Annotated in this window: 13 protein-coding genes; 7 read left to right on the top strand and 6 right to left on the bottom strand. The window is 62.2% G+C overall.

The window, feature by feature from the left end; translation table 11 throughout:
- The first annotated feature begins 7 nt into the window (after positions 1-7).
- The 5 genes from CZ203_RS06575 to CZ203_RS06555 all read left to right on the top strand — a co-directional run bounded on the left by CZ203_RS06575 (position 8) and on the right by CZ203_RS06555 (position 7,678).
- On the top strand, positions 8-1,099 hold the full coding sequence (locus CZ203_RS06575) for a DUF975 family protein (protein WP_087065338.1): 1,092 nt from the start codon (positions 8-10) through the stop codon (positions 1,097-1,099).
- A 132-nt stretch (positions 1,100-1,231) separates the two neighbouring features.
- The gene (gene metG / locus CZ203_RS06570) at positions 1,232-3,157 is read left to right on the top strand and encodes a methionine--tRNA ligase (RefSeq protein WP_235847474.1); all 1,926 of its coding nucleotides are present in this window, start codon (positions 1,232-1,234) and stop codon (positions 3,155-3,157) included.
- Between the two features lie 55 nt (positions 3,158-3,212).
- Positions 3,213-3,437 (top strand): DUF4177 domain-containing protein, encoded by a 225-nt coding sequence (locus tag CZ203_RS06565; protein WP_087065336.1) that lies wholly within the window; start codon positions 3,213-3,215, stop codon positions 3,435-3,437.
- Entirely contained in the window at positions 3,427-4,194 is a 768-nt protein-coding gene (locus CZ203_RS06560) for a TatD family hydrolase (RefSeq protein WP_087065335.1), read from the top strand. The genes CZ203_RS06565 and CZ203_RS06560 overlap by 11 nt, the downstream gene beginning before the upstream one ends.
- 193 nt (positions 4,195-4,387) lie before the next feature.
- On the top strand, positions 4,388-7,678 hold the full coding sequence (locus CZ203_RS06555; protein ID WP_087065334.1) for a response regulator: 3,291 nt from the start codon (positions 4,388-4,390) through the stop codon (positions 7,676-7,678).
- Between the two features lie 103 nt (positions 7,679-7,781).
- Here the strand turns inward: CZ203_RS06555 and CZ203_RS06550 are convergent, their stop codons facing one another.
- The gene (locus CZ203_RS06550) at positions 7,782-8,786 is read right to left on the bottom strand and encodes a substrate-binding domain-containing protein (RefSeq protein ID WP_143436151.1); all 1,005 of its coding nucleotides are present in this window, start codon (positions 8,784-8,786) and stop codon (positions 7,782-7,784) included.
- Between the two features lie 308 nt (positions 8,787-9,094).
- Here CZ203_RS06550 and CZ203_RS06545 point away from each other — a divergent pair, with 308 nt between their 5' ends.
- The gene (locus tag CZ203_RS06545) at positions 9,095-10,090 is read left to right on the top strand and encodes a LacI family DNA-binding transcriptional regulator (RefSeq protein ID WP_087065332.1); all 996 of its coding nucleotides are present in this window, start codon (positions 9,095-9,097) and stop codon (positions 10,088-10,090) included.
- A gap of 191 nt (positions 10,091-10,281) precedes the next feature.
- Here CZ203_RS06545 and CZ203_RS06540 read toward each other — a convergent pair whose 3' ends face one another.
- The 3 genes from CZ203_RS06540 to CZ203_RS06530 are packed head-to-tail and all read right to left on the bottom strand — an operon-like array spanning position 10,282 to position 14,055.
- On the bottom strand, positions 10,282-10,986 hold the full coding sequence (locus CZ203_RS06540; RefSeq protein WP_087065331.1) for a hypothetical protein: 705 nt from the start codon (positions 10,984-10,986) through the stop codon (positions 10,282-10,284).
- Positions 10,979-13,195, bottom strand: coding sequence for a hypothetical protein (locus tag CZ203_RS06535; protein WP_087065330.1), 2,217 nt, complete (start codon positions 13,193-13,195; stop codon positions 10,979-10,981). The genes CZ203_RS06540 and CZ203_RS06535 overlap by 8 nt, the downstream gene beginning before the upstream one ends.
- Positions 13,192-14,055, bottom strand: a complete 864-nt coding sequence (locus tag CZ203_RS06530) for an ATP-binding cassette domain-containing protein (RefSeq protein WP_087065329.1) — start codon at positions 14,053-14,055, stop codon at positions 13,192-13,194. The genes CZ203_RS06535 and CZ203_RS06530 overlap by 4 nt, the downstream gene beginning before the upstream one ends.
- A gap of 263 nt (positions 14,056-14,318) precedes the next feature.
- Between CZ203_RS06530 and CZ203_RS06525 the strand changes: the two genes are divergently transcribed.
- Positions 14,319-14,939, top strand: a complete 621-nt coding sequence (locus tag CZ203_RS06525; protein ID WP_235847473.1) for a pyridoxamine 5'-phosphate oxidase family protein — start codon at positions 14,319-14,321, stop codon at positions 14,937-14,939.
- Positions 14,940-15,009: 70 nt separating this feature from the next.
- On the opposite strand, the gene CZ203_RS06520 is transcribed toward CZ203_RS06525, so the two are convergent.
- Positions 15,010-16,509, bottom strand: a complete 1,500-nt coding sequence (locus CZ203_RS06520) for a sensor histidine kinase (RefSeq protein ID WP_087065327.1) — start codon at positions 16,507-16,509, stop codon at positions 15,010-15,012.
- Positions 16,490-16,739 (bottom strand): winged helix-turn-helix domain-containing protein (locus tag CZ203_RS06515; RefSeq protein ID WP_143436159.1); only part of this gene is annotated, 250 nt, incomplete at its 5' end. The genes CZ203_RS06520 and CZ203_RS06515, both read right to left, overlap by 20 nt.

The raw sequence follows: 16,739 nt of genomic DNA, 5'->3' as shown, positions 1-16,739 counted from the left end.
ATCTTAAATGGAATACAATGCACAAATCCGCAAGGCCATCAAGGCGGAGCAGAAGGCGAACGTCATGGCAAACCTCGGGCGCTGCTTTGGCGCGACCGCGCTGATGATCCTGCCGGTTTTCCTGATCGGCCTGCTGGGCGCGGGGATCATGACGCTGACCGTCTTATCGCAGGCAAACGCATTTGCGCTGTACGACCCGTATACCGCGTCGCAGCACCTGTCCAACAGCATGATGAACGGGTACGTCATCATCATCCTGCTGGAAATCGCCGTGGCAGGCCCGCTGACGCTGGGGCTGATGAATTTTTACATTGCCATACAGCGCGGGGAGCGGCCGGGCATCGGCCTGCTGTTCCACCCGTTTGCGTCCATCCGCACGATCTGGCGCAGCATCCGCATGCTGTGCTGCACAATGTTCCGCACGCTGCTGTGGCTGATCGGGCCTTACGTGGTATTCGTCGTGCTGGCGGTCGTGCTCATGGTACCCATGGCGGTCGGCATGGCCTACGGCAATGAACCGGGGACCGGCTTCCTGGTGGCGCTGATCGTGCTGTTTGTGCTGTACTTTATCGCGATTATGCTGTTCGCCGTGCGCGCGGCGGCGTACCTGCCGGGCTATGTGCTGATGCACGACGACGGGGAGGTCGGCGCGTGGCAGGCGACCAAGCGGGCGGGCGCCGTTTTCAAGGGGCGCTATAAGGATATGCTCACCTTTTTCCTGAGCTTTTTGCCGTGGTACCTGCTGTTTTACGGCGTGGTCATCGTGGTCGCGGCGATCATGGCGTTTGCCTCGATGTCCTCGATGCCCAGCGACACGGCGCAGGTCGCGACATTTGCGGTCACCTATGCCGTCACGATCGTGCTCTCCATCTTCTTCGGCGGCTTCCTGGGCGCGTACCAGACGACGTCGTTTTTCGCGATGTATGAATACCTTGCGCCGCAGCCGGGGCAGCCCGCAGAGCTGGCGCAGCCGGAAGCGGGGCAGCCCGCGATCCAGCCGGGGCGGGATATGCCGGACGGCGCGCAGCCGGAAGAGCCGGATGCGCCCGGCGAAGGGGCGGCGCCGGACGGCGGGGGACAGCGGCCGGACGATGAATAAACCGGAGGGGGCGAAGTAGATTCGCCCCCTCTTCCGCTTTTTCGGCGGAAAAATGCGGAAATCTATTGATTATTCCACCGGTTTTGGTATATCATAGACGTTAGACAGCAAATATGCAATGGAGGAAGAGAAATGGACAAGAAACCCTATTATATATCGACAGCCATCGCCTATACCTCGGCGAAGCCGCACATCGGCAACACGTACGAAATCGTGCTGGCCGACGCGATCGCGCGTTATAAGCGCATGATGGGCTTTGACGTATATTTCCAGACCGGCACCGACGAGCACGGCCAGAAGATCCAGGAAAAGGCCGAAGCCGCCGGCATTTCGCCCCAGCAGCACGTGGACGGCGTGGCGGGCGAGGTGCGCCGCATCTGGGACCTGATGAACACGACCTACGACAAGTTTGTGCGCACCACCGACCCGATGCACGAGAAAAAGGTGCAGAAAATCTTCAAGAAGCTGTACGAGCAGGGCGATATCTACAAGGGCAGCTACAAGGGCAAGTACTGCAAGCCCTGCGAGTCGTTCTGGACGGAATCGCAGCTCAAGGACGGCTGCTGCCCGGACTGCGGCCGCCCGGTCGTGGACGCGGAGGAGGAAGCGTACTTCTTTAAAATGAGCAAGTACGCCGACCGGCTGATGGCGCATATCGAGGCGCATCCCGAGTTTATCCAGCCTGAATCCCGCAAGAACGAGATGGTCAACAATTTCTTAAAGCCCGGCCTGCAGGACCTGTGCGTTTCCCGCACCTCGTTCTCCTGGGGCATCCCAGTCGACTTTGACCCTGGCCACGTCGTTTACGTCTGGCTGGACGCGCTGACGAACTATATCACCTTCTGCGGCTACGACCCGGACGGCAACCACGACGACCACTACAAAAAGTTCTGGCCGGCCGACGTGCACCTGATCGGCAAGGATATCATCCGCTTCCACACGATCTACTGGCCGATCTTCCTGATGGCGCTGGGCGAGGAACTGCCGAAGCAGGTGTTCGGCCACCCGTGGCTGCTGGTGGGCGAGGGCAAGATGTCCAAATCCCTCGGCAACGTGATCTACGCGGACGATCTGGTGCGCCTGTTCGGCGTGGACGCGGTGCGTTATTATGTGCTGCATGAGATGCCGTTTGCAAACGACGGCGTGATCTCTTACGAGCTGATCTGCGAGCGTGTCAATTCCGAGCTGGCGAACGTGCTCGGCAACCTAGTCAACCGCACGATCGCCATGACCAAAAAGTATTTCGGCGGCGTGATCCCCGCGCCGGACGCGCCGGAGCCGCTCGACGACGAGCTGAAGGCCATCGCGCTGGCGCTGCCCGCCGCGGTCGAAAAGCGCATGTCGGACCTGCACGTCGCGGACGCGATCGACGAAATCTTTACCCTGCTGCGCCGCTCGAACAAGTATATCGACGAAACCATGCCGTGGGCGCTTGCCAAGGACGAGAGTAAGAAGGCGCGCCTGGGCACGGTGCTGTACAACCTGCTCGAGTCCATCCGTTTCGCGGCGACGGAGCTGCGCCCCTACCTGCCGGAGACGGCGGACAAGGTTTTCGCCCAGCTCGGCGTTGCGGACAAGGGCGTGGGAGGCCTCGCCTCCTTTGACGGCATGCCGGTGGGCGGCAGCGTCGGCGAAGCGTCCATCCTGTTCGAGCGCATCGACATCCCGAAGAAGCTCGAGGAGATCGAGGCGGAAAACGCGGCCAAGAACCCGCCTGCGGTCACCTTCCTGCCGGATATCCCGTTCGACGACTTTTGCAAGGTCGATATGACCGTGTGCAAGGTGCTGGCGTGTGAGAACGTCAAAAAGAGCGAAAAGCTGCTCAAGTTCCAGCTCGACGACGGCTCGGGCACGCCCCGCCAGATCCTGTCGGGCATCGCGAAATATTACAAGGCGGAGGAGCTGGCCGGCAAGACGGTTGTCGCCGTCACCAACCTGCCGCCCCGTAAGATGATGGGGCAGGAGTCGAACGGCATGCTGATTTCGGCTGAAAAGGACGGCAAGCTGAACCTGCTGATGCTGGACGACGGCATCCCGGCGGGCGCGAAGCTTTGCTAAAACAGGAAAAGGCCGCCGCCCGGCGGCCTTTTTTGTACGGAAAGGACAGGGGACTATGCGTTACGAATATCGTTACGAATCGGTAGAGACGGGCGGCGGCTTTTTCTTTGACAACGCGGACTGCGGCCACCGCGCCATCATCGACGCTTACGCCCGGGACGGCTGGCGCTTCGCCGGCTTTGTGCCGACGCGGTTTTCCAGCTACGGCGGCATCAAGGCGCTCGACCTGGTGTTCGAGCGTCCCGCCGGGGATGCAGGGGAGGCAAGCGATGCTGTTTGATACCCATGCGCATTACGACGACGAACGGTTTGACGGCGACCGCGACGCGCTGCTGGCCTCGATGCCGGAAAACGGCGTCGGCCTGATCCTGAACCCCGGGTGCGACCTCGATACGAGCCGCAAGGCCGCCGCGTACGCCGCGGCCTACCCGCATGTATACGCCGCGGCGGGGTACCATCCGGAGAACCTGGAGGGCGGCGTCGACCTGGACGCGATCGAGGCGCTCGCGCGGGAGAACCCCAAGGTGCGCGCGATCGGGGAAATCGGCCTGGATTATTACTGGGAGAAGGACCCGGCAAAGCGCAAGTACCAGCAGGAAGTGTTCCATGCGCAGATGCGCCTGGCCAAGCGGCTGGGGCTGCCGGTCATCATCCACGACCGCGAGGCGCACCTCGACACGCTGACCGTGGTGGAGCAGCACCCGGGCGTGATGGGCGTGTTCCATTGCTATTCGGGCAGCGCGGAAATGGCCAAGCGGCTGCTTGGCCTGGGCTATTACCTGTCGTTTACCGGGGTGATCACCTACAAAAACGCGCGGAAGGCGCGTGAGGTGATCGAGATGGCGCCGCTCGACCGCATCATGGTCGAGACGGACGCGCCCTACCTCTCGCCGGAGCCTTTCCGGGGTAAGCGCAATTCCTCGCTATACGTCTATCGTGTGGCCGAGCAGATCGCGGAGATCCGCAATTTGCCGGCCGAGGAGGTCGTACGCATCACGGCCGAGAACGGCAGGCGTTTTTTCGGGATACAGGGCTAGGCACGGCACGCTGCGGCGCCGCCCCCATGGGAGGGGCGGCGCCGCGTATTTTTACGCGGCGCACGTCCCCTCTTTGACAGGGCCCGCTTCCAAAGTATGGCGCGACGTGGTATAATAAATCAAATGTGGTAAGGAATGCGGCAAAATTCAAGGGATGCGCTGTTTGGCAACCCCAAAGGAGCGGTTGGCGGAAATGGAAGAAAAGACGAGGCTGGAAGTAGAGGGGTACGCGGACAAAATCCTCCGCAGATATTTTTGCGACTCGGATGTGGAATTCCTGATATCCACCTTCGCGCCGGACGTCGTATGGCTGGGCGGCGGCGAAAAGATGAAGGCGGAGGGGTACGAGGCGGTCGCGGCCTGCTTCCGCGCGGGCGTGGGCGACCTCGTGCCCTGCGTGATGTCCGACGGGCAGTATGTGACGCGAGAGCTTGCGGACGGGTGTTACCTGTGCCAGGGGGATAGCTGGATCGAGACTTGCGAAGGCCAGGCGGCCTATTTCAAGAACCACCAGCGCTGTACCTTCGTCTTCAAGCGGATAGGCGGCGCGCTCAAGACCGCCTATATCCACAACTCCGTATCGTACGCCGGCGTTGCCGACGACGAGCTGTTCCCCGTGCAGGAGGCGCGGGCGGCGTACGAGCGGTTGGAACGTATGCTGGTCCAGCAGGACAACCAGATTGACCTGATGCTGTCCCAGCTTCCGGGCGGCATGCAGGTCTGTTATCCGGCGGACGGCTTCCCGACCAAATGGATCAGCACGAACCTTTGCAAGCTGCTGGGGTTCAGCGGCCCGGAAGAGTACCAGTCCGCGACCGGTAACGCGTGCAGGGGCTTCATCCTCCCGGAGGATTACGACGCGATGGCCGAGCAGGTCAGCCGTGAGCTTGCGCAGGGCGATACCTATTACGCCGAGTACCGCGTCCGCAGGAAGGGCGGGGATATCCTCTGGGTGGCAGATTTCGGCAAGCAGTCGAAGGACGCCGATGGGGAGGACGTGATTAACTGCTTCATTTCCGATATCAGCGAGAGCAAGAAGCGCCAGTTGGAGAATGAACGGATCAGCCGCGAGGCGCAGCACCAGGCGCGCTTTCTGTCCCAGCTGTACAATACCGTGCCGTTTGGCATCCTGCAGTTTACGGGCGACCCGTCCCATAGGATCATCAACCTGAACCGCAAGGTCTGGGAGTTTTACGGGTACGGTTCCGAGGCGGAATACCGCGCGGAGGTCATGAACCCGTTCCAGCTTGTGTTGGAAAACGACCGCGCGTGGATCGAAGGCCTGGTCAGCGCGCTGGCGCTTGACGGCGACCCGGTTTCCTATACGCGGGAGAGCCGCCGGCACGACGGCTCCCAGGTCTGGATCAGCGTCGTGATGCAGCGGCTGATCAACGCCAACGGCCTGGAAGTGATCCAGGCGGTGTTCAGCGACATCACGGAGACCAAGCGCCTGCAAATGGCGCAGGAGCGCGAGCGGCTGATCGAAAACCGTTCGCTGCGCGCCGCGATCTGCACGGCATACCCGCTGATCATGAGCCTGAACCTGACGCGGGACACCTATAATTGCTTTATTGACGAGCAGGAGTGCGGCTTTGGCGCCCGGCAAGGCTCTTTCGACGAGATGGCCCGCCGCGCGGTGGAGGACGTCTACCCGTCTTACCGGGAGGATTTCGCCGCGCTGTTCGACCGCAGGCAGGTGATGCAGCGGTTTGCAAACGGGGAACGCGAAATCTATATGGAGCTGCAGCAAAAGGGGTACGACGGCAAATACCATTGGATTTCCATACAGCTCATCTATGTGGATAATCCCATCAACGGCGATATGCTCGCCATAGAGCTGATCAAGGTGCTGGACGCGCAGCGCGCGGAACAGGCGCGCCAGGAACAGCTCCTGCGCGACGCGCTTGCCGCCGCGCAGGCGGCAAACAGTGCAAAATCCGAATTCCTCTCGCGGATGAGCCATGATATCCGCACGCCGATGAACGCGATCATCGGCATGACGACCATCGGGCAGATCAAATACCAGGACCCGGCCAGCGTGCGGGACTGCTTCTCCAAGATCGACGCGTCCTCGCGCTATCTGCTGGCGCTGCTCAACGACATCCTGGATATGTCCAAGATTGAAACCGGCAAGATGACGGTTGCCAAGGAGGCGTTCGACTTTACCGAGCTGATTGCGGAGATCAACACGATCATCTACCCGCAGACGCTCGAGCGCGGCCTGGAATTTGAGCTGTACCATGAGGAGCCGCTCGAGCGGCACTACATCGGCGACGCGCTGCGCATCAAGCAGATACTGATGAACCTGCTGTCCAACGCGCTCAAGTTTACCCCGGCGGGCGGCAGGCTGCTGCTGCAGATCCGGGAGCAGCGGCGCACGAACGGCTTTGCCTATCTGACGTTTACTGTCGCGGACAGCGGCATCGGCATGTCGGAGGAGTTCCAGCAGCGCATCTTCCGCCCCTTCGAGCAGGAGGCGGCCGATAGTGCGCGCAACAAGGTGGGCAGCGGCCTCGGCCTATCCATCGTGTATAACCTCGTGCAGCTCATGGGCGGCACGATCGAGGTGAACAGCAAGAAGGGTGAAGGCACGACATTTACGTTCACCATCCCCTTTGGGCTGCTGGAAGACGATAACGCCCGCGAACAGGAGCGCAAGTCCAAGGAACTGCTGTGCGGCCTGCATGTGCTGGTCGCGGACGACGACGCGGTGGTCGGGGCGCAGACGGCGGCAATCCTGGGCGAGATCGGCGCGCGCACCGTCTGGGTGGATTCCGGCGCGCGGGCGGTCGAGGAGGTGCGCCGCAGCCTTACGCGCGGCGACACTTACGATATCGCCATGATCGATTGGCGCATGCCGGATATGGACGGCGTGGAAACCACACGGCGCATCCGCAAGCTGGTTGGGCAGGACACGATGATTATCATCATTTCCGCCTACGACTGGAGCACCATCAAGGCGGAAGCGATTGAGGCGGGCGCAACCTGCTTTATCGCAAAGCCGCTGTTCCGCTCCTCGCTTTACGATACGTTCCTGCACCTCGGCCTGCACCCGCACCAGGCCGAGCAGCCCCAACAGTACTGCTTTAACCGGCAGCGCGTGCTGCTTGTGGAGGATAACCAGCTCAACCAGGAAATCGCGCGCTCCCTGCTGGAGATGCATGGCATCCTGGTCGATACGGCGGACAACGGCCAGGAGGCGGTCGAGCGCTTCGGGGGCAAGCCGGCGGGGTATTATTTTGCCATCCTGATGGATATCCGCATGCCGGTGATGGACGGCCTTGCCGCCACGCGCGCGATCCGCGGCTTGCAGCATCCGGACGCCGCGGCCGTGCCGATCCTGGCGATGACGGCAAACGCGTTCGAGGAGGACCGAGCGGCGGCGCAGGCGGCGGGTATGAACGGGTATCTCGTCAAGCCGCTCGACGTGCAGGCCATGCTGCGCACGCTGCAGACGTTTTGTGAACAACGGCAGGAACCATAAGCCCCATAAAGCGGGCAGCCGTATTGGCTGCCCGCTTTGTGCGCATAAATGCGCCGCGGACGGCACAAAGGCCGCCCGCGGCAAAGAGAAAAAGGTATGAGAGTCAGTCAAAGTCGGCGACATTGTCCTTGGTGACGAGCTGGAAGGGGATCCAGTTGTAGACGCCCACATCCTTGCCGTCCAGCAGGTCGACCGCGCACTGCAGGGAGCCGGTGCCCTGGCCGTCCGCATCCTGGAACACGCTCGCGCCCATCTGGCCGTCCTTAATGGCGGTGCGCGCCTCCTGGTTCGCGTCGATGGAGACGATGGGCGGGTAGTCCGACGTGCCCGCGCTGGTCAGCGCTTCAAGCGCGCCGAGCGCCATGTCGTCGTTGTTGGCGATGATGACGTCATAGGTTTTGCCGGTGCCCAGGAACTGCTGCATCTTGTCCATCGCCTTGGCGCGGTCCCAGTCGCATGCGTCCTCGAACACCATGTTGAGCTTCCAGCCGTCCTCGGTCAGCTTGTCCTTGACCGAATTCGTGCGCAGCACCTGCGTCGGGATGCCGAGCACGCCCATGAGCATGACCACATCGAGCTCCTTTTTGTCCGGGAAGATGCTTTCGATATACTCGGCCTGGAGCTGGCCGGCCTGGTTTTCGTCCGAGCCGACGTAGACGTACCGGTTGTCGACGAGCAGGGACTCGTCCGGCAGGCGGTTGACGAACACGATCGGCATGTCGCCCGCGGCGTTGATGACTTCCTGCGTGCTGTTGGAGTCGACGAGGTTGACGATCATCGCGTCGTAGCCGTCGGTCGCGCAGGTCTGCACGTGGCTGATCTGCTGCTGGATATCGTTATTCGCGTCAAACACGGTCATCTCGACGTTGCCGAGTTCATCCGCCATCTTGTGCTGCGCGGTTTCCATGCGGGTGAAGAACTCCGCGCGGTAGGAAAACGTCATGCCGATCTTGTACGTTTTCCCGCTGTCCTGCTGCGTGCTGGCAGCGGGCTTGCTGCTGCCGGCATCCGCGCCGCTGTCCTTCTGCCCGTCGGCGGAACTGCAGCCGGAAAGCAGGAGGGTGGAGGCCATTGCGGCCGCTAATAATGCGGATAAGAATCGTTTCACGGGGATACACTCCTTTTCTTCTCTTTTTGCATAACACCGGTTGGAAACATTTCGTAAGCGCTTTCTGTATATGCATTTAGCATAACAATCTTTATCTGGTTTTTCAAGGGGGTGCGCACGAAATTGTATACAAAATGCAGCAATATAAATTGTATATTACTGCAAAATTGTGCAAATAGATTGATTAATGATGTGTAAGCGATTACAATAACGGTAGGCGGGGGCAATGGGAGCCCCCTGAGAGGTTTACTTTTTCTGCTAGGTAAGTTATAATTTCAATGAACAAAAAAGATAGGATGTAGTGTGAAATGGGCGTTAAAACAATCCAGGACATTGCGAATATCGTGGGTTGCTCCTCGGGCACGGTATCCCGCGCAATCAACAACCGCCCGGGCATCAACGCGGAAACGCGCAAGCGGATCCTGCAGGTGATGGACGAGGTCGGGTACCGCCCGAACGCCATTGCACAGAGCCTTGCGTCGCAGCAAACCCACACTATCGCGCTGATTATCCCCGATATCACGGAAAGCCTGCAATGCAGCATCGCCCTGACGGCGGATAAGGAGCTGTTCGAGCACAAATACAATATTATGCTGTGCAATACGTACTGGGATCCGGAGATCGAGCGGCAGAAGCTGCTGTTTGCCATGGAAAAACGTGTGGATGGGATCATCCTGCGCCCAGTGAGCGATAATATGGACTTTTTCAAGGAGACCGGCATCCCCACGGTGCTTATCAGCCACGGCTACAAGGGCGCGGTGAGCTATATCGATATCGAGAACGACGCGGCGGGCGCGATGGCGGCGGAGCACCTGATCGCATGCGGGTACCGGCGGCTGGCGTTTGTCGGCGGGTTCCGGGAGGAACTGGTGCGCCAGCGCCTGACCGGGTTTGAACGCACCCTTCAGGAGCGCGGGCTGCCGATGCGCGAAGAATATATCTGGTACGGCGACTATTCCCTGCAAAACGGGTACCAGGCGATGGAGCACCTGCTGTCCCTGCCCGAGCCGCCGGACGCGGTGTTCTGCTGCAGCGACAACAGCGCGCTGGGCGTATACCAGAAGGCGGCGGAGCAGGGGCTTGACGTGCCCGGGCAGCTTGGCCTCGTCGGCTTCAACAACGACCAGTCGTCGTCGCTGCCGCAGATCAACCTGACGACGATCGCGCAGCCGGCCGACCAGATTGGTAAGCTGGCGGCCAAGATGATCCTCGATATGGCGGAGGGCAAAGGGCATCCCGCCAGCCCGCAGAAGATGCTGCTCTATCCGGAACTGATCGTACGGTCGACAACCCGGCATATTTGATGGGAAAACCCGCCGCTTACCACAGCGGCGGGTTTTGCGTATCCCTACGGCGAGGGAAAAAGCGGCGCGGCCGCCAAGGGGTATTCGTGAGGGGATGCGTTGCGGCGGCAGGAGGGAGCGCGATCCAACAGGGGCAATTAGAAGCGGGGCGGGCGGCCGGTATGGGCTGCCCGCCCCGCTTTTGCGGTTTATTAACGCGGGGTCCCCGCCTTTTTAAGCAGGACGAAGGCGAGGAACAGGTAGGCGCCGCGGGAGAGGAGCAGGGGGGCGGGGACGGCAAACGGGGGATCGAGGACGGCCGCGGCAAGCGGGTAGGAACGGAAGAAGCCGGAAAGGGATAAGGAGGCGAAGCCGGGCAGCGGGAGGAGGGTCAGCAGCAGGATCGCGGCGGCGACGGCGAACAGCGCCGCGGGGTGGAAGCGGCTTGCAAAGAAGCCCGCGGCCAGGCAGAACAGCAGGGCGGGGACCAGGAGGAGCAGTGCGGGCGGGAGCAGCGTGCCCAGGGGCAGGACGTGGAATAAGACGGCGTAAAACCCAAGGCACAGCGCCACGGCGCAGGCCGCGAGCAGCAGCGTGCCCGCCAGCACGGCGGCGGCGCGTACAAGCTGGTAGCGGCGCGGGTCGACCGGCGTGGCCGCCGTAAGCTGGGAAACGCGGCGCTCCGCCCTGGAAACAAAGAAGGAGAGGAAGAAGGACTCGCCCAGGCAGATGAGCGGCAGCACCTGCGAAAGGTAGAAGCCAAAACCCCACGGCGAAAACGGCGCGGTGTGCGAAACGCCGCGGATCACGTCTCCCATGAGCACCTGCCAGCCGTAAAACAGCGTGATGGCCAGCAGGCCGAAAAAGAACTTGTTGCACACGAGCCGCCGGAACTCATATCGGAATATTTTAATCAAGGCGTAAATCCTCCTCCGTCAGCCCGCAGGCGTCTAAGAATTCCTGATAGGTCAGGTAGGGATAGGAAGAATCAATTTCCCGGTTAAACAGGCCGTACAGGATTCGGTCCATGGCGGCCTCGCCGCCCACAAGCTGCTCGGCTTTTAGGATCTTGAGCGGCATTTCGTTGTAGTGGCGCATGCCGGACAGGCTGTTTGCGATATCGGCCTGGAATTTGGACGGGAGCGCGTCCAGATATTCGGGATGGCGGACATAGAAATCCTTGTAGTACCCATCCACATTGGCGCGCCACTGGTCGACGTAGTTTTGGCGGGCGGTCTCCTCGCCGTACAGTTGCTTGACGATGCGGTAGGTGGTATAGACGGTCAACCCCTCGGAGGACCAAGCGGTTGACCCGTCCGAGCGGTAGGAGTCAAACATATTGCCCAGCCCCCACCACTGGTGCACAAGCTCGTGGATCATGACCTCGGCGGGCGCCGCGCCCTTGCCCGCATTGGCGAGGTTCTCAGCGGTGAAGTCGATTTCATCGAGCGTGCTCGCGCCCCCGCCGGCATAGCCGCCGCCCGCAACCCGGCTTTGGATAAGGTTGAATGAGCCGTCCGCGTAGGCGCTGAGCGGGCCGTAATGCGCGGTGCAGTATTCGATGACCTGGCGGACGGCCTCCTTTGCGCCGGCGGCCTCCATGACGGGCTGGTGCTTACGGCCATAGTAGAAGTGGACGGTGAGGCCGGCGGCTTCGATCTCCTCGCGCACGTAGTCGCCCGCATAGACGATCATGGTATAGCCGTTGTCCTCCATGCGCCAGGTTTTGCTGCCGTCGCCGTTCTCGCGGTGCAGGGTAGCCTTGCCGTCGCCGAAAAGGATGGGCGTCATCTGCCCCGGGAGCGTGAGGTCCATGACGGCCGGCAGGGTGTCGTCCCGGTAAAAGAAATCGTACGGCGCAGGGGCGAGCACGTAGTTTTCCAGCTTCATATAATCCGCGCTGATTTCGGGCTCGCCCTGCATGGTGGAAACGATGTTCCAATCGCGCGGGAAACCGCCGTATCCGATTTGCAGGTCGATTTCAGGCGCGTCGGGGAGGGTGACGGTGAAGCGCACGGCGTTTTGCTCCTCTTCCGTGTCCATGGAAAAGGGGACGTCCACGCCGTTGGCACGCACGGACGTGATGCGGTAGCCGGGTTTGGTGGCAAAGCGGACGTCCTGGCTATGTCCGGTGTTGTTCTGGATTTGATAGGACGCCTTGCCGTACAGGCGGCCGGTTTTGGGGTCGGGATGCACGTCCGCGTAGCGGCTGGAGCAGGTGACCCCCTCCAGCGCGTCCACGTCAAAGTACGAGCCGTCTATCAGCTCCTTGCTGTGGTCGATGAAGGGTTGGTGGATGTACGCCGCGGCAGCGCAGCAGAGCAGCGCGAGCGCGAGCGCGGGGCGGTAAACGCGGCGGGCGCTGCGGGCGAGCGAGCCAGGCAGCCCCTTTCCGTAGCGCCGGATGCAGAGATAGGACAGCGTGTAAAGGCCGGCCAGCGCCAGCAGCCAGGTGAGGCGGACATACGCCACCGAGCGGAACAGGCGGAAGTTTGAAAAATCGTCCGATATTGCCCAGACGCAGGGGTTCAGCCAGCAGAGCTGCCAGTTTTGGCTCCATACGGTAAGGCTGAGGCCGGCAAAGGCGGCGAACAGGACGGCCGACAGGTCAAACCGGCGGGTGAACTGATAGGCCGAGGCCGCAAACAGGATGGCGATGGGCAGCGCCAGGAACATGAAGAGCAGGTAGGACAGCACATAGGCGCCGCCGTCGAATACCGCCCCCGCGGCATATGCCGTATAGGGCAGCCAGGCGAGCATGGTAACGGCCTGGGTTAGCGCGGCGGCGCTGAGGAGCGAAAAAAGCCGGATGGGCGCGGCGGTAAGCGGCGAAACGATGGCGTCGGTGAGCACGTCGATGCCGGAGCGCCGCGCGCGGTCCAGCTCCGCAACCGTGAGCAGGGCGAACAGCACCGCGCCCGCAAGCCCGCCCGCGAGCGCGGGGTTCGCAAGGTGCACGCCCAGTGTGGTGGTGGCGTAACCGGCCTGGCTGGTGGAATAGAGCGGCCGGTAAAATGTAAGCCCCAGGACGGGGGACAGCACGGTGAGCAGCATGACGAGCAGGGCGGGGCGGCCGCGGAGCAGGCGGCCAAGCTCCAGGCGGAATAGGCGCAGGGCGTTCCTCATAGCGCGGCCTCCCCCGAAATACGGTAGAGGTAGGCGTCCTCCAGCGTGGGTTCGACAGGCTGGGCGAAGGCGGGCAGCTCGTCCGCCACCGCGCGGCAGACGATGCCATGCGCGGTATTGAGGCGGGAGATGACGTGCAGGCCGCCCGTCCCGTCCGCCGCGCCGCTTTCCTCGAATACGCCCACGTGCCCCTGCGCCGTGCGGATCAGTTCGGCGGGCGTGCCGGTGAACCGGATGCGCCCGCCGCTGATCACGATCAGCCGGTTGCAGACCGACTGGACGTCCTCGATGATATGGGTCGACAGCAGCACGATCCTGTCCTGCGCCGCGCGGGAAAACAGGTTGCGGAAGTGGATGCGCTCCTCCGGGTCCAGGCCGACCGTCGGCTCGTCAAAGATCAGGAATGCGGGATCGCCCAGCAGCGCCTGCGCAATGCCGACGCGCTGGCGTTGGCCGCCGGACAGCGTGCGGATGCGCGCCTTCTGCTTTTCTTCTAAATTGGCAAAACGGATCGCCGCCCGGATGGCGTCGCGGCTGTTTGGGATGTTTTTGAGCGCAGCCATATAATCGAGGAACTGATAAACGGTCAGTTCCTCGTACAGGCCGAAGGACTGGGGCAGGTAGCCGAGCCGGGACTTCAGTTCCTTTTCACGCGATAAGAGCGGCGCGCCGTCCACTGAAATCGTGCCCGCGGTGGGCAGCAGGGCGGCCACAAGCAGTTTCATGAGCGTGCTTTTGCCCGCGCCGTTCGGCCCGAGCAGGCCGATCAGGCTGGGGCTTTCCAGGCTGAGCGAAATGTCGCGCAGCGCCTGCTTGCCCGTGGGATAGGTCATGGTGAGATGGTCGATGGAAATATGCATGGCTGTTTCTCCTCCGTGGCGCCCGCTGGCGCGGGTACGCCGTAATATTGCGCGTGCGGTATGGGAAAGGGGCGGAGCCGGCGGCGCCCCCTTCCCCTGTTTCCCGTCCCCATCATAACAGGGCTGTTTGGAGTGCGGTTGAAGCGGGTTTGTGTTTTGTGTGGAGCGGTATCCGTCCGGTAACTAAGGCACGCAAAAGTTCGTACTTTACATTGCGTCCCGCAAGGGGTATGATGCAGAAAAGGGCAAAGGGGGCGCAGGGGATGGACGCAAAAACCTGTATAGAAAAGCTGCGGGAGGCGCGCAGCGTGGCCATGGCCACGGTGGATGCGGACGGCGCGCCGCAGGTGCGCATCATCGACGTCATGCATGTGGAACCGGCGCGGGGCGAAATCTATTTTGTGACGGCGCGCGGCAAGGCGTTTTACCGCGAGCTGCAAGGCGGCCGGGGGCTTGCCATGACCGTGCTGACCCCGGCGTGGGAAATGATCCGTGTGGCCGGTATGTCGCGCAGGGTGCCGGACGCGCTGCAAAAGGAGTGGGTGGACCGCATTTTCGAGGAAAACCCGTCCATGGACGGCGTGTACCCGGGGCAGGCGCGGTATATCCTGGAGACGTTCTGCGTCGACCGGGCGGAGGTCGAGTATTTCGACCTCGGGAAGCATCCGGTCTTCCGGGAGACCTATACCATCGGGCAATGGGCGCGGCGGGAGAAGGGCTACCGGATCACGGATGCGTGCGTGCAATGCGGCAGGTGCGCGGGTTGCTGCCCGCAGGGCTGCATCGAGCCGGGCACGCCCTACCGCATCATACCTGCGCACTGCCTGCACTGCGGGTACTGCGCCGAACAATGCCCGGCGGGCGCGGTCGAGCCGCTCGGGTAAATGGCCGGGAGGCCGCCGCACAAAAAAGCACCGGAACCCCTCTATATGGGGTTCCGGTGCTTTTTTGTGGTTATGTCCCCAGAGCCGGGGGGACGGGGAAGCGGATGGTGAAAAGGACGCCGGTTTCCGTGTTTTCGATCCGGTACGCCGCGCCGTGGCGGTCGAGGATCATTTGGACGATGTACAGGCCGAGGCCGCTGCCGCCTGTGCGGCGGTTGCGCGAGCTTTCGGCGCGGTAAAAGGCTTCAAACACATGGGGGAGCGCGTCTTCGGGGATGTGGGAGCCGCTGTTTTCGACGGACAGGGAGACCGCGCCGGCTTCGCGCGCAACCGCAACCGAGACGGCGGCGCCCGCGGGCGCATAGAACACGGCGTTTGACAGCAGGTTGTCCACCGCCTTTTTCAGGAGCGCGGGGTCGGCGGGGACGACAAGCCCCTCGGGGAGCGTGGTTTCCAAGCGGAGCGGTTTGGCGGCAAACAGGCCTTCATCCTGTACAAGCAGGGCGGCGACAAGCCGCCCGAGGTCGACCGGCTTGGGATGCAGCGCAAAGCCGCTCGATTCCATGCGCGAAACGGTCAGGATTTCCTGCACCAGGTTTTCCATGCGGGCGGTCACCCGGAGCGACTTGGCCAGGTATTGATCGCGGTCCTGGTAAACGTCGACCCCCTCCAGCATGCCGGAAAGCTGCCCCTTTAAAATCGTCACCGGCGTTTTCAGCTCATGCGATACGGCGGAAAAGAAGGCGAGGCGCTGGCGCTCCAGCTCGCGTTCACGGTCGATGTCAAGCTGGAGCGCTTCGTTCGCCTGGCGCAGTTCGCCGAGCGCCTGGGAAAGGCGGTCGGACAACTGGTTCAGGTTACGGCCTAAGACGCCGATTTCATCCTGCCTTCGCTCGCCGTATTGGAAGCTGAAATCAAGGCCGGCCATTTTTTGCGAAATGCCGCTGAGGCGGACGATCGGCCGCGTGATGTAGCGGGAATAAAACAGCGCGCCCAGCACGGAAAACAGCAGCATGACGACGAGCAGGTAGGGCGCAACCCGGCCGAGGGCTGACAGCGCCTGGCGGATGCCGTCCTGCGTGCGCGGCGTGACATAGAGGGTATAGCGGCCGGGGCGGTCGGCAAAGGAGAAGGTGAGGGGCGTGCCCATCGTGACCGAATAGGCGGGCGCGCTGTCCACCGCGTCTTCCGCCCCGGCCGCCGCGGCCACGTCCGTGCCGTCCGGCACGGTGGTGACGACGCGCAGCGTCCCGTCCGCATAGGAGGCCTGCATGGCGGCCTGTGAAAGCGTGTCGGCAAGTTCGCTGTCCGGGCCGACGATGGCGACGTCGGCCTCGTCCCGGGCAAAGGCCGTGATGACTGGCGCCGCGTCGGTATAGTCGGTTTCCTGTAGGGTTTTTACCAGGTATTCGGATTTCAGCGCCAGTTCTTCGGTTTGCACCGTGGTATAGGTGATCGGCGTGGCCCAGGCGATAAAGCCGAAGGTGGCCGCGCTTGCAGCGAGCAGGATGAGGCTGGTGACGCAGAAAATGCGCACGGTCAGGCTTTCTTTAAGCTTCTTTCGCAGCACGGTAGCCCACCCCCCGTATGGTTTCGATACAATCGACCGGCAGCTTTTTGCGCAGGTTTTTAATGTGGCTGTCCACGATACGTTCGTCGCCGAGAAAATCGTAGCCCCACAGGCGGCTGAGCAGGATTTCACGGGTCAGCACGCGCCCCTGGTTGCGGATAAACTCGGCCAAAAGGTCGAATTCCCGCTGGGTCAGGTCGAGCAGCGCGCCGTCGGCGCGGCACTCCCGC

The sequence above is a fragment of the Intestinibacillus massiliensis genome, from assembly GCF_900155735.1.
Classification (GTDB): domain Bacteria; phylum Bacillota; class Clostridia; order Oscillospirales; family Butyricicoccaceae; genus Intestinibacillus; species Intestinibacillus massiliensis.
The sequence above is the reverse complement of the archived record's forward strand: the minus strand, read 5'-3'. Positions and strand labels throughout refer to the sequence as shown.